Source organism: Chryseobacterium sp. PTM-20240506, assembly GCF_048296755.1.
Lineage (GTDB): Bacteria > Bacteroidota > Bacteroidia > Flavobacteriales > Weeksellaceae > Chryseobacterium > Chryseobacterium proteolyticum.
Map to the genome: position 1 here is coordinate 4,635,742 of NZ_CP182581.1, position 14,394 is coordinate 4,650,135.

Here is a 14,394-nt window from a genome sequence, read left to right on the forward strand (position 1 = left end):
TCCGGATTGTGTAGCAAGTGATTAAATTGAGGCTCCGAATTTTTAATTCGGAGCTTTTAATTTATATGCATTGAAGTAAGATCTGATTAATCAGGATTCTGGATCAGATTGGGCTGGATCTGAATCTGCTGTTCAGGAATATATTCAATAATTCTGTTGCTGGTATAAGGAACCGTATAAAAGGGATTATTTCCGTTTAAATGGGTTCCCGGATAATTACGGTCGAGACTTAATTTATTTCTGAAGACATCATATTTTCTATGTGCTTCAAAAGCCATTTCAAGTCTTCTCTCCTGAAGAACCAAGTCTAAAATAGTTTGTCCTGATGGAACTGAAGGATATGCTGGAATTCCCGCTCTTGTTCTGATCGTGTTTACGTCAGCCAGTGCTGAAGCTGAATTTCCCTTTTTAGCATAGCCTTCGGCCCGGTTCAGATACATTTCAGCCAATCTCAAAATAACAGGTGACCATAATTGAGGAACTCCTTCCTGTAATGAACATTTTAAAACATAGAATTTCGGATAACCGTTTCTTTTGTCCATATCATTGTCCAGATTTACATAAACTTTTACGTTATTAGAATTAATAAAGTAATAATTCGTTTTGGTAGGCAAAATTTCTGATTGCACCAGATAGTTAACATTATTCATCGTGAAATAGGTATTCCCGCCCTGCTGGAATGTTTTCTGAAAAGTGTAATTATAAGTTATTCCTCCGGAAGCATTTGTACCTTGTTGTACCCAATAAGCAACAGGAACAGATGGGGTTGCATATTTCGGAGAAATGAACTTCAATCGTGCATCCTGCGGATTTTGATTGATCAGATCCAGATAAGAAGAAGACGCGTACATCTCACCCCAGCCTACATTTTGAATATTGGCATACATGGATCCTATAGTGTACCAGCCATCACTGTAATCACCATCTTTATTATATTTGAATGCAAAAATGGTTTCTTTGTTGGTTTCAGGAGTTTTCGTGGCATAAGAAGGAAGTTCGGAATTAGACAATAGCATATACTTTCCGGAATTAATCACCTTATCAGCATATTCAATAGCTTTATCATTATTTTCCATATACAGATACACTCTGGATAGCAGTGCTTGAGCAGCTTCTTTAGATGCGTAGGTGTTGTTTTTATCGAGAGTCATCAATTGTTCCGCTTTTCTCAGATCATTGACTACCTGATCGTAAATTTGACCTACCGTGGCCCTGCCCGGTAATTCGTTTACATCATCCGATGTTTTTAATGGTACTCCCAGATTGCCGGTTCCCTGATTGTAAGGTTTTCCAAATACATTTACCAAAGAAAAATAAACGTAGGCCCTTAGAAAATAATTTTCCCCGATCAGCTGATCGGTATTGGTATCTTTTCCTTCGGCAAATTTGGAAATAACTTTATTGCATCCAATGATAGCCTTATATCCTGCATTCCATATCGTATTGGAGCGGCCATTATTTTTAATACTTCTGTAGTTATAATAATAAAAGAACTGGTCGGTGGTCGTACCGCTGATATCAATATTATCGCCGCCATATTCACCCACTCTGTAAAGATTGTTGAAAAATCCTCCTCCTGTTGCATCTCCTTTCAAAAGAGCATAGTTTCCGAGAGTAATGGTCTGCAGCCCTGTTGGATCTGTTAATATGGTATCAGACTCTTTTGAATCATATGGAGACCTGTCTATATTACAAGCTACCGATGTTAGTGCGATAAGTGCTAAAAATATCTTTTTCATGTTTTTTAAGTTTTAAAAGGTGAAGGTGAAACCAAGAGAAAATCTTCTTGGGATAGGATAAATTGCGCCTGCTGTTCCGGAATAGGTAGTTTGGTTATCTGCAGGTCCGGCTTCCGGATCTACTCCGGAAAATTTAGTAATGGTAAAGAGATTTTCCCCCATGATATAAATACTTGCCGAAGAGACTTTAAGTTTTTCCGCTAAAGAATCTGGAAAATTGTATCCTAACCTCAGGGATCTTAATTTCATATAGCTTGCATCTTCCAGGTACCTTGAAGAAGGCTTGTTGGTAAGTGTATTATTGTTGAAAATTGCTACAGGATGTGTGGCTATATCTCCAGGTTTTTCCCATCTGTTCCAGCTATCCTTCAGGACCATTTGGTTGTAGTAAGGATAAGCGCCATCAGAATCAAACAGTTCCCGGTAGGAGTTGTAAATCTGTCCTCCCTGCGAAAAATAAATATTGGCATTAAGGTAAAACCTTTTTACGGTAAGATTGGTACTGAAAGATCCATAATAATCGGGTGTAGCAGCGCCTACAATCTGCAGTGTGGCCTGATTGTAATTAGATGTAACACTTTTGGTTCCATCAGCGTTAATCACTTCCCATTGCCCTGCGCCATTATCAGGATTTACCCCCATCCATTTTCGCATATAGAATGAAGTAACATCGTTTCCGGCAATAGCGACCTGATTATTGGATAGAAGCTGGATGCTGTTGTTTCTTGTTGAAAGAACCCTGTTGTTGTAGGTACTGATATTGAAACCAATATCCCAGTTCACATTTTCAGATTTAATGACAGCATAATTAACATTGAATTCCCATCCTTTATTTCTTACGTCTCCTACATTCAGGTATTGTCTGTCGACTCCTGTTAATGACGGAAGGGTAACGAGCATCAGAAGATCTTTGGTTTTATTATTAAAATAATCCACGTTCAGGGTCAGGCGGTTATCGAATGCCCGGATATCCGTACCAATATTGTTCTGATAAATCGACTCCCAGGTTAGATTAGGATTGCCTAGCTGGTACCATGTCGCTCCTATCTGAGCATTGTACATCTGAGTAAGCGCATAGAGGTCCTGCCATCCGTAATTAGGACTTGGGGTATTTCCTACAAGTCCCCTGCTGGCTCTTAATTTCCATTCGTTGATTGGTTTTACTCCGAAAAATTTTTCTTTGTGAATATTCCATCCTAAACTGTATGAATAAAATAATCCATTTCTCTGGCTGGCACCAAATGCAGAAGAAGATTCGCTTCTTAAAGAACCCTGAATGAAATATTTTTTATCGTATACATATTCTGCGTTGAAAAGAAATGCATTGTATGCCCTGTCATATTTTGTGCCTGAGGGCTTTCTTCCTGTCGTTGCTCCGTTGTCGAAGACGTCTGTTCCCGGAACAATTCCGTATACACCGGCTCTGGAAACCTTATATATTCTGTCGTTATACTCATAGGCTGCTAAAGCATTTACGTTATGAACTCCAAAATCTTTGTCGAATCTCAACATCTGGTTAAAGAATTTGCTTACATCTTTGGAATAGGATTCTGTTAATTCACCTTTGTTACTATCCCCCGCAATGGATCTCGGATCGGTATAATACATATCGTCATAATTTCTGTAGGTGACATTATTGGTAGTAACAAACTTTAAATAATCTGTAAATTTAATTTCAGCATCAAAATTCCCGATCAGATCCAGCTGATTACTTTTACCATAGTTCCATTGCAAATCGTAAAGGTAATTGGAGTAATCTCTTCCATACCATGTTCCACTATATGAATTAGGGTTTATGAGACTTCCATCCGGGGCTTTTGGATTATCCCAAGGCATATTGAGGTACATCTGATACAGAGAACCCTGACGGTCTTTTCCGCTGGTATATGATAGACTCACTTTGGGTTTTAATATCAGCCAGGGCTTTACGGTATGTTCATGATTGATCCTGAATGACAATCTGTTATAGTCGTATCCTCTTACAGTTCCGGTTTCGTCATAATAGTTTCCGGAAATGTACGTCCTTGAATTTTGAGAGCCTCCTCTGAAATCAATGGTGTAGTTTTGAACTACTCCCGTCTGTGTGCCGTTTTTCAGCCAGTTATATCCAGGATTTCTGAGTTCGGAAGGGATTGAAGGGGCATTTTTTAATGAAGTGAAATAATCATATAATTGGGTACCATCCATCAGTTTGAAGCGCCCGTTATTGAATGTATTAAACGAATTGTTTACAGAAACATTCATCGTGCTTTTTCCTGCTGTTCCGGATTTTGTGAAGACCTGTACAATTCCGTTTGCTCCCCTGGAACCATACAAGGCTGTTGATGTCGCATCTTTCAAAATGTTGATGCTTTCGATTTGATTGGGATCCAGATTGGGAGTTCCGTTCATCATTACACCGTCTACGACCCATAATGCCTGGCTTGGACCGTTGATGGTAGCGGTACCCCTGATTTTTACGGTTGCTGAAGATCCCGGACCGCCTCCTCCCTGCATAATTTGTGCTCCTGCGGCTTTTCCTTGTAAGAGACTTGATACATCAGAGGTATTGGCATCTTTTAGTTTTTTGTCAGAAATAATTGAGACAGCTGCTGTAAGACTCGATCTTTTTTGAGTTTTGTATCCTACAATTACAACATCTTCAATGCTTTTTTCCCTCAGGGTGTCTTTTTTTTTATTCGTTTGGGCGGATAAAATACCGCATAATAAAAAACAGGACACAGCTGTTGTCAAACGTTTAGTTCGTTTATTCATACGTAAGTGATTTAGTGGCGGGGCTAAAGTACAAAAAAAATTACATCAATATTAATTTGATGTAAAAATTATGAATAATTAAAAGAATTAACTAATTGTTTGATTGTGCGATGTATTATGCACTTTAATTGTTTGTTTTCCGTAATTTTCTCTATAAAAGGAATTATCTTGCTAATTATAAGTTTCCTCTAGTCAGGGTTTTATGAATAAATTGTAGTGATTTTTAAATACAACTAAGGCCGGATTTACATAGGGCTGTTCCTAATGGCCGGAAATCACCGAATGTGAATGAAACAGGTGCATGATCAAGGCAAGTGATATACCAAGGATTACTAAACCTATTTTCGTCCAGTCAATATTATGGTTTTTATTACTTTCAAAAATAATTACTGATGAGATATGCAGGAAAATTCCTCCGACAATTGCCAGAAAATAAGGCTGTAACTCCGGATTGAAATAATTTCCCAATAACATTCCCATAGGAGAGGCGAGCGCAAATAATGCAATGATCATATAGGTAGGATACGGTGATCTTTTCTCTCCCTCCTTTCTGTTGAATAAAAAGGCTCCCAAAATAAATGAAATAGGAATGTTATGAAAAACGATACCAAGTAGATAGGGTGATAATACTTCTTTTTCATTTCCTAAAGGAATACCTTCTATAAATGCATGGACAAACAATCCGGCCATTAAAGCAACGGGAAGTATATTATGATCATTATGATGATGAAAGTGACCATGCTCAAACCCTTTGGTTAAAGCTTCCAGAATCATTTGTAATAAGACACCCAGAATTACAAAAATACCTATAATATTACTTTTTTCTGAAGTGTAAACCTGTGGGAAAACCTCGTTCAAACAGATGGTAATAAGAAACCCTGCACTCAGAATCAAAAGATTTTTAGCCAGTTTTTCTTTTTTACCAAAATGCTTTCCAAGAAATACTCCTGCGATTACACTTAAAATCAGTAAAAGGACTATGATCATGATTTTTTCTTAAATAAATTGATACAGCGTGGTGACGTTTCTTTATTAAAGCTATTCAATTGATAATCACCCCAGATTTTCAATCGTTCAAAGCCACATTCTGAAGCGTAGGAATTGATTTCTTCCAGTGTATGTAGCTTTACCTTCTCAAAAAAATGATAAGGCTTTCCTTTAGATTCAAACCGGATGTCTTTGATAATATGTCTTCCTTCAATTTTTTTGCAGATTTTAAAATCGATATCACCGCGGTTGATGACTGATTCCGGAACAATTTTACTTCTTACGTACTCTTCGTTCAGATAATCAAGAACAAAATAGCCTCCAGGCTTTAAAACAGAGTAAACAGATTGGAAAACTTTTTTATCATCGCTTTCCTGGTCAAAATATCCGAAACTCGTAAAAAGATTAAAAACGGCATCCACAGGATCTGCATCGATAGGGTTTCGCATGTCATGGACATCGAAAATAAGGGTTTGGTTTTCAAACTGCTTATCAAACTCAATACTTTGTCTTGATAAATCAAGCCCCAAGACATCATATCCCAATTTATTAAGGAATACGGAATGTCTTCCTTTTCCGCAGGCAAGGTCAATAATTTTAGAAGAAGGCGGCAGCTGAAGACTTTGAGTAAGCTTTGTAATAAAGTTTTCAGCTTCCGTATAGTCCCTGTTGCTATAAAGTAAATGATAATAAGGGGTATCAAACCAAGATTCAAACCATTCCATAATGCAAAAATAACTAAATTTGTGCGGTAAAAGGAAAAGTATTTTAAGATTGAAAGATTGAAAAATTCAATTAATCAAAATATTGGAAGGCTAATCTTTTAATTTTTAAATTATTAAATCTTTTAATAACTATTTATGGACATAGAAAATATAAAAATTCAGATAAAAACTTTCTTCGGATTGGAGCAGATCTTAGCTGAAGAGATTAAAAAATTAGGAGGACGAAATGTTGAAGTTAAAAACCGCGCGGTAAACTGTGAAGGAGATTTAGGTTTTCTTTATAAAATCAATTACTCGGCAAGAACGGCATTGAAGATCCTGGTACCGGTTTTTGAATTCAAGGCTTTTAATCAGCATCAGTTTTATGACAAGCTTTTTAAGCTGGAATGGGAGCAGTTTATGGATGTGGATCAATCATTTGCAATTGACGCTACCGTAAATTCAGAGACCTTTAAGCATTCACAATTTGTTACATTAAAAATGAAGGATGCTATTGTGGATTACTTTCAGGAAAAATTCAAAAAGCGCCCTAATGTGGAGCCTAAAAGTCCTGATATCAAGTTTCATTTGCATATCGACAGGGAGTTAGTAACAATTTCTCTGGATTCTTCAGGTGATCCTTTATTCAAAAGAGGATACAGAAAAGAACAGGGTGAGGCACCTATTAATGAGGTATTGGCAAGTGGAATGCTTCAGCTTGCCGGATGGGACGGAAAAGGAAATTTTCTGGATCCGATGTGTGGCTCAGGAACTCTTCTGATCGAAGCAGCAATGATTGCTATGGATCTTCCTGCACAGATTTTCAGGAAAAGATTTGCGTTCCAAAACTGGAATAATTATGATAATGATCTTTTTACCAAGATCAAGAAATTCAGAATCAATAGAGTGAAAGAATTTCAGGGTAAAATTGTAGGGTACGATATAGACGGAAGAATGCTTAACGCTGCCCGTACCAATATCGAGTCGGCTGAAATGGAAGATGTAATTGAAGTTAAGAGGCAAAACTTTTTTGAGTCTAAAAAAGAACTTTTCCCTTTATTAATGGTTTTCAATCCACCATATGATGAAAGAATCTCTATTAATGATGATGAGTTTTACAAGAAAATCGGAGATACTTTTAAAACCCATTACCCGAATACTTTAGCCTGGCTGATTTCTTCAGACCTTGAAGCGGTAAAGAAAATAGGACTTCGTCCTTCGAGAAAGATTAAGCTCTTCAACGGAAAATTGGAGACAAGATTTTTACAATACGAAATGTACGAGGGAACTAAAAAGGTACATAAACTGGAAAATCAATAAAATGAGATAAAGCCTTCCTTATTGGAAGGCTTTTTATTTATTTCGTAAAATAATCTTCTTCGATAAGATTCCCGTTTTCATAAACATTCATTTTTATGATCTTATTTTTTTCTTTTACAAATTCAAACACAAGATCCTTTTCTTTTGTAAAGAATCTGTTTTCTGTTTCCGGATAAAGTAAAAGCGTTTTACCTCCAACGGTCAGATTCAGGATGGAATTTTTGGGTTCAACGCTAATAATTCCGTTTTTCCTGCTATTGTAATTACCTTGATAGGTTTTCAGAATTTGATCCTTTAAAGGTATTTCCTTTCTTTCATTTTGGTATGGTGCCGGGCCGTGGTCATAACTTAAAACCCTGGACATTTTCCATTTTCCGTTCTCTAAAATCCAAAGATCAGTGAACTTGGCCAAACCATCCCTAAATTCTTTTTTACCCGTTTCATTGATGTAGAAATAATGATCACCGGAAATAATTAAACCGTACAGCTTATCGTCTTTTTTCATTGGGAAAACCCTGACAGTCTTATCAATTGCTTCTCTCCTTAAATGAAAATCCTTATTTCCGCAAAGGTTTTTCTGGAATGTGATTTTTAATGCTTCGTCCCCTTTTGTTATTCCTCCCTTATCGTGATAGAATTCAACATCAGCAGGAATAAAACGCATCATTTCACTCACATTGCATTTGTTGTAGGCTACCCAGAACATGCTATCACTTTTTACTCCTTCCTTCATTAAAGTTTCAGTATTTTGACCGGGAATTGTCCTCAAGGTAAATATTAAAATAAATAATATTAGGATATATTTTCTCATTACAGTAGGCTTCTATGTTGTAAGACAAATATGATAAATTTTCCTCTTATATTATCAACTTTAAAACGTTTTAATGTAGTTTGATTTTATATTGATATCTGTTTTATATTTTCATTGATAAAATAATAGATGATTTTGATAATTTATTATTAATTAATTGTTAAGGTTTATTTTAGATTCGTAATAAACAGTTAAATACTTTTATTATGAAAAAAATTAGCTTACTATCCCTACTTATTCTGTTGATAGGTGTTTTCAGCGTTATATCATGTAATTCCGATCCTTTGGATGATTCAGTAACGCCACAGGAAAATTCCTTATCAGCAAAGAGTAGTTTAACCTCTAAAGTGGCTGCTTTTGGTAAGAATCCACTTTCCGTAATGTATGTTGAGGTCAACAACAATGATATCAGGGAAGTTGGTAAATATAAACTGGCAGACGGAAGACAACTTTTTGACGTGGCAATTATTTTTGCCGCCAACATCAATTATAATACGACAACCCAAAAGGCTTATTTGTATTTTAATCCTCAGGTAACCAACGTGCTCAGCAATAAAAATACCTATATAAAACCTTTGCAGGATAAGGGTATTAAAGTAATGTTATCCATTCTGGGAAATCATCAGGGAGCAGGATTTGCTAACTTTCCCAGCCAGGCTGCCGCACAGGCTTTTGCTCAGGAACTGGCTGATGCTGTAAATACGTACGGATTAGACGGAATTGATTTTGATGATGAATATGCAAATTATGGTGCCAATGGAACAGGGCAGGCTAATCAGTCTTCATTTGTATACCTTGTAACGGCGCTTAGAGACTTACTTCCTGATAAAATTATTTCTTTTTACAATATCGGACCTTCTGCAAGCAACCTTTCCTATAATGGGGTCACTGTTGGGTCAAAGGTAGATTATGCATGGAACCCTTATTACAGTACATACTCAGCACCTAATATCCCAGGCCTTGATAGCGCTCATAAAGGGGCTGCGGCTGTCAACGTAAACTCTTCAACTTCCAGCTATACAAGTACTTCTACGGTTTCAAATTTTGCACAGAGAACCAAAGATGACAGATATGGCGTATTTTTATATTATGACCTTGGAGCTACCAATATCGCTTCTTATTTTACCAATGCTACAAGTATATTGTATGGACAAAATACAGTGTATGGAGATGGGACAACAACACCTACGACAGGAATTACTTCGGGGGCCACTTATCAATTGGTTTCTGCGACCAATGGAACAAGCATGCTGGATGTTTTGAATGCAGGTACTACAGATGGAACAAAAGTTCAGCTATGGGCATCCAATGGCAATACGGCACAAAAATGGAAAATTACTGACGTGGGAGGAGGGTATTATAAGCTCCAACCTTTGAATGCACCCACAAAATCTTTAGATGTATCCAATTCCGGGACAACAAACGGAACCCAGGTGCAAATCTATACTGATAATGGAACCAACGCACAGAAATGGAAAATAACATCTGTAGGAAATGATTATTATACTTTGTCACCTGCTCACGCATCAGGCTTTAATCTGGATGTGAATAATGGTTCTTCAGCTAACGGAACAAAAATTCAGATCTGGACGGCAAATACAGGAAATGCACAAAAATGGAAGTTGGTAAAATTATAATCCGGTAATTTACATGTAAAAGGACAGATTTCAACATGGAGTCTGTCCTTTTTATTTTTATCTGATCATGGATGGAGCGTAGCCATATTGCTTTTTGAATGCATAGGAGAAGTGGGATAAATCCTCAAAGCCTACTTCCATAAATATATCTGATGGTTTCTTATGTTTTTCAGCAAGGTGGTAATGAGCTAATTCAAGTCTTTTACGGGTAAGCCACCGCTGAGGTGTGGTTTGAAATGTTTTTCGGAAATCCCGGTTGAAAGTGGACAAACTTCTTCCTGTAAGGTAACCAAATCGTTCCAAAGGCATATTGAACATATAATTTTTCTCCATAAAATCAACGAGATTGATTTTTCCTGGTTCCTCAAAATCAGCTAAAACAGTGTCAATTTCCGGATTAATTTCCCGTAGAATACTGATTGATTCCATGATTTTCAGTGATGCGATATGTTCCGGGAAAGTTTGGGTCATCTCAAAATAGGGTATTAATGAGGCAAGGCAACTTTGTAATAAAGGATGATTGCTGAAACTGAAGATTTCAGGTTCTTTCCGGATTACAGAATCCTGGATATCCATATTTGAATAAAACTGCTTTAAACGGTCTGTCGTCAGATGCATTACTACTGCTTTATGGGGGCGGCCGTCTTTAGGATAATTAATAATTGTTGCCAATTGGTTCCTCGGAATAAGAAAAATGTCTCCCGATGTAAAATGATAAGAGCGATCGGCCTGGATGATCTTCGTTTCCCCGGAAATAAACCACACCAGCATATGATATTCAAAAACAGTTTCAGTTTTAAATAATTTATCTTCATAGGAAGAAAGCTTAATATCCGGTGTGATGTATTTGATGTGAAAATCCATTGCTTCTAGTTTTCAATAACAAAATTATTCATTTTCAAGGTATATTTATCCTATATTGAATGGAATTCCAATCATTTCTTCGCTAAGTTTCCAGAGATGTTCAGCATTTTGTTTATCCAGAGAATAAGATTGTACTCCTCGTATAGTGGCAGGGTCATCAAACCGGTGCTCAATTTGTCCGTGATCTATCTCTGCAATATCGCAGTTTTCACAATACACTCCTCCGATGTCATGGAGAAGAGGGCTTGTGGCGCACCATACTGTTGTTGCTGCTCCCTGGGGAATGGTTTTTAATCTGGCTTCCACTTCAGGTTTTATGTTTCCATCCTCGTCATGGGTACCTATTTGCTTGAACAGGTCTATGGGTTCTTCTCTTCCTAAATCAGTTCCGTATACAGAACCCGGATGGACGGAATAAGCCCTTACATTAAATGCCTTTCCTCTTGCGTCAAGCTCTACAGCGAAAAGATTGCATGCTGTTTTTGACTGGCCATATCCGAGTAGGGTTTGATATTCCCGATGCTCAAAATTAGGATCTTCAAAATTAAATGGTGCCATCTGGTGTCCATAAGATGAAACACTGATTACTCTGGCTCCGTTAGCTTTTTTTAGGGCAGGCCATAATCTGGCGGTAAGGTGGAATTGTCCCAGGTAATTGGTGGCGAGCTGTGATTCGATTCCGCGGCTATCTCTACGGAGCGGAACCCACATAATTCCGGCATTATTGATCAGGAGATCCAATTTTTTTCCTGAAGCAATAAATTTTTCTGCAAAAGCATCAATGGATTGAGGATCCATAAGGTCCAGTAATTCAAATTCAATGTTTTGAACTCCTGACAAGTTTTTCCTTGCTTTTTCAATATCCCTGGCAGGAACGATGACTTGCGCACCTGCCGAAACCAGAGTTTTCGTAGTCTCAAGGCCGATTCCTGCATATCCACCGGTAATAATAACCGTTTTTCCAGTAAGATCAATTCCTTTAATAACATCCCAGCTTGTTGATTGTGCATTGAAACCGGAATGGATCGGACTTTGTACATTTTTGTCTTGTATCATGTTTTTATTTTTATTGATATGACAAAGGTATAGCGTACAGGAATCTGGTAATTTGTTTAAAATGTCAATTTACTTTGTTTAAAATTTCATGCACACTCATCGAAAAATTGCTGTAATGACCTCTTCTTTTGTAATAAAGATCTGTTCTACCATATTGGTGTTAATTTAGGTGAATACCTGTTAAACTGTTTGCTAATTCTTTTATGAATGGTTAATTTTGACAAATTTTCAATTTGAAACCTACTATTTCCATCGTTATCGCTATTTTCAACCGGAAAGATGAGCTTTTCGAGCTGCTGAACTCTCTGACTCAACAAACAGACAGGGAGTTTGAAATTATTATTGTGGATGATGGTTCTATGATTGATCTTAAACCCACGATTAAAAATTTTGATGACATCCTTTCGATCAGGTATTTCAGGAAAGATAATTCAGGACCTGGTTTGTCAAGAAATTACGGAGCTCAGCGAGCTGAAAATGATTGGCTTGTTTTTGTGGATAGTGATGTGATTGTGGAGAATGATTATATAGAAAATATTAAGAAAGATATTCTGGAAATTCCCTGTGATGCATTTGGAGGTGCAGATAAGGCTCATAAAGGATTTAATCTGATGCAAAAGGCGATTTCCTATTCTATGACTTCCGTGTTTACTACCGGAGGGATTCGTGGCAGTAAGAAATCCGTTTCTAAATTTCAGCCTCGTAGTTTTAATATGGGAGTGAAAAAAGAGGTTTTCGATAAAGTTGGAGGATTTTCTGAAATGAGAATCGGGGAGGATCCGGATCTGTCTATGACATTGTGGGAAAACGGCTTTACTACGGCTTTCTTCGATAATATTGCAGTGTATCATAAGCGCAGGGTAGATTTTGGGAAATTTTCCAAACAGGTATTTCAGTTTGGCTGTGCAAGGCCTATTCTGAATCAGCGGCATCCGAATTATGTGAAGATTTCCTTCGCTTTTCCCAGCCTTTTCTTATTAGGATATATTCTTGGTTTTATAGAGTACTTTGTAATGGGAAGAGGGATTATTCTTGCTTTTTATGGATTATATACTTTTCTGGTTTTCTTTCACGCTTTATGGGTTACCAAGAATATTAGCATTGCCGGTATGGCTGTGATTTCTACGTATGTTCAGATGTTTTCTTATGGATACGGATTTCTGAAATCATGGATTTTACTCAATGTGTTCAGGATGAAGCCCGAAGATGCGTTTCCAAAACATTATCATAAAAAATAAATGCTGTTGAAATTCAACAGCATCTATTACAATGATTGATTAGTATATGGATGTGTTTTCATGGTGGAGAACGCCTGTTTTTACCATGCATTCTTTCATTTTTTGATAGGTTCTTTCAATGTCGTGATCAAGACCTATTGAGAATCTGATCAATCCGTCAGATATTCCCATTGCAATTCTTTCCTCTTCAGGGATTTCAGATGATGTTGAGCTGCCTGAGCAAGAGAATAATGTTTTATAAAAGCCGAGACTTACAGCAAGATATCCTAAATTTTCCTGTTGCATCAGTTCCATCAGCTCATTGGCTTTTTCTGTTGTACCTGCATCTAAAGTCATCAAGCCTCCGAATCCGTACTCTTCATGCATCATACTTTTCATGAGTTCATAATTTTTATGAGAGGGCAATCCAGGATAGGAAACTTTTAATCCATCCTGTTCGAATTTTTCAGCAAGATATTGTGCGTTATAGCTATGCTGCTTCATCCGGATGTGAAGTGTTCTCAGATTTTTTAGGATACTGGCCGAACGGAAACTGTCCATTGTTGGTCCCAATAGCATACAAGCTCCGTTATTTACGTTTTTGGTATCGTTGATAAACTCCTGTGATCCGCAATAAACGCCTCCCACAGTATCACTGCTTCCGTTGATGAATTTTGTTAAACTATGAATTACAATATCAGCTCCCAATAAAGTCGGAGAAATTGAAAGAGGGGAGAATGTATTGTCAACGATCAGCTTAAGATTGTGTTTTTTACATATTTGAGAAAGTTTTCTAAGATCTGCAACTTCCAGGAGCGGGTTGCTTACACTTTCACAATAAATAACTTTGGTGTTGGGCTGTATCGACTTTTCGATCCATTCAATATTATTGATATCCAGAAAAGTGGTTTCGATATTAAAAGGAGGAAGGAAGTTTTTCAGAAATGCATAGGTTCCTCCATAAATTGTTCTGCTTGAAATAATATGGTCGCCACTTTTACAAACCTGTAAAAGTACAGATGTAATTGCTCCCATTCCTGATGCGGTAACATTGGCGGCTTCCGTGTTTTCCAATTTGGCTAAAGCCTGAGCCAGATAAAGGTTCATTGGAGATGAATGTCTGGAGTATAGATAGCAACCTTCTGCATTTCCTTCGAATGTATCGAACATTGTTTTAGCTGAAAGAAAAGTGTAGGTTGAACTGTCAGAAATTGAAGGATTTACTCCGCCAAATTCTCCAAAGTATTGTAAGTCCTGTATTTCGTTTGCTGCGTTGAAATCTTCCATTGTTTTTGTTTTTAAATT

At 37.1% G+C, this 14,394-nt stretch carries 11 protein-coding genes; 3 read left to right on the forward strand and 8 right to left on the reverse strand.

The features are described 5' to 3' along the window. Window positions 1-86: 86 nt before the first annotated feature. The 4 genes from ACNFU2_RS20845 to ACNFU2_RS20860 all read right to left on the reverse strand — a co-directional run bounded on the left by ACNFU2_RS20845 (window position 87) and on the right by ACNFU2_RS20860 (window position 6,205). Window positions 87-1,739 carry a RagB/SusD family nutrient uptake outer membrane protein gene (locus tag ACNFU2_RS20845; protein WP_273647338.1) on the reverse strand — a complete coding sequence of 551 codons (1,653 nt, stop codon included), beginning with the start codon at window positions 1,737-1,739 and terminating at the stop codon, window positions 87-89. Between the two features lie 12 nt (window positions 1,740-1,751). Next, a complete protein-coding gene (locus tag ACNFU2_RS20850; RefSeq protein WP_418123013.1) occupies window positions 1,752-4,493 on the reverse strand; it encodes a SusC/RagA family TonB-linked outer membrane protein in 2,742 nt (913 codons plus the stop codon). Between the two features lie 261 nt (window positions 4,494-4,754). Continuing rightward, window positions 4,755-5,480, reverse strand: coding sequence for a ZIP family metal transporter (locus ACNFU2_RS20855; protein ID WP_407933711.1), 726 nt, complete (start codon window positions 5,478-5,480; stop codon window positions 4,755-4,757). Further along, window positions 5,477-6,205 (reverse strand): class I SAM-dependent methyltransferase, encoded by a 729-nt coding sequence (locus tag ACNFU2_RS20860; protein ID WP_172277145.1) that lies wholly within the window; start codon window positions 6,203-6,205, stop codon window positions 5,477-5,479. Before ACNFU2_RS20860 ends, ACNFU2_RS20855 begins: the two co-directional genes overlap by 4 nt. A 135-nt stretch (window positions 6,206-6,340) precedes the next feature. Between ACNFU2_RS20860 and ACNFU2_RS20865 the strand changes: the two genes are divergently transcribed. Beyond that, window positions 6,341-7,504: a THUMP domain-containing class I SAM-dependent RNA methyltransferase gene (locus ACNFU2_RS20865; protein WP_273647339.1), complete on the forward strand. Its 1,164-nt coding sequence runs from the start codon at window positions 6,341-6,343 to the stop codon at window positions 7,502-7,504. Between the two features lie 37 nt (window positions 7,505-7,541). Here the strand turns inward: ACNFU2_RS20865 and ACNFU2_RS20870 are convergent, their stop codons facing one another. Continuing rightward, window positions 7,542-8,237, reverse strand: a complete 696-nt coding sequence (locus ACNFU2_RS20870; RefSeq protein WP_172277151.1) for a nuclear transport factor 2 family protein — start codon at window positions 8,235-8,237, stop codon at window positions 7,542-7,544. A gap of 284 nt (window positions 8,238-8,521) precedes the next feature. On the opposite strand from ACNFU2_RS20870, the gene ACNFU2_RS20875 reads away from it, so the two are divergent. Further along, window positions 8,522-9,952 carry an endo-beta-N-acetylglucosaminidase H gene (locus ACNFU2_RS20875; protein ID WP_273647340.1) on the forward strand — a complete coding sequence of 477 codons (1,431 nt, stop codon included), beginning with the start codon at window positions 8,522-8,524 and terminating at the stop codon, window positions 9,950-9,952. 57 nt (window positions 9,953-10,009) lie between these two features. Here the strand turns inward: ACNFU2_RS20875 and ACNFU2_RS20880 are convergent, their stop codons facing one another. Both ACNFU2_RS20880 and ACNFU2_RS20885 read right to left on the reverse strand, forming a co-directional pair. Further along, window positions 10,010-10,816, reverse strand: coding sequence for a helix-turn-helix domain-containing protein (locus ACNFU2_RS20880; protein WP_172277157.1), 807 nt, complete (start codon window positions 10,814-10,816; stop codon window positions 10,010-10,012). A gap of 45 nt (window positions 10,817-10,861) precedes the next feature. Further along, a complete protein-coding gene (locus ACNFU2_RS20885; RefSeq protein WP_273647341.1) occupies window positions 10,862-11,872 on the reverse strand; it encodes an SDR family NAD(P)-dependent oxidoreductase in 1,011 nt (336 codons plus the stop codon). A gap of 233 nt (window positions 11,873-12,105) precedes the next feature. Between ACNFU2_RS20885 and ACNFU2_RS20890 the strand changes: the two genes are divergently transcribed. After that, window positions 12,106-13,110, forward strand: coding sequence for a glycosyltransferase (locus ACNFU2_RS20890; protein WP_172277163.1), 1,005 nt, complete (start codon window positions 12,106-12,108; stop codon window positions 13,108-13,110). Between the two features lie 39 nt (window positions 13,111-13,149). On the opposite strand, the gene ACNFU2_RS20895 is transcribed toward ACNFU2_RS20890, so the two are convergent. Beyond that, window positions 13,150-14,376 carry an aminotransferase class I/II-fold pyridoxal phosphate-dependent enzyme gene (locus ACNFU2_RS20895; RefSeq protein ID WP_306611308.1) on the reverse strand — a complete coding sequence of 409 codons (1,227 nt, stop codon included), beginning with the start codon at window positions 14,374-14,376 and terminating at the stop codon, window positions 13,150-13,152. Between the last annotated feature and the right edge of the window lie 18 nt (window positions 14,377-14,394).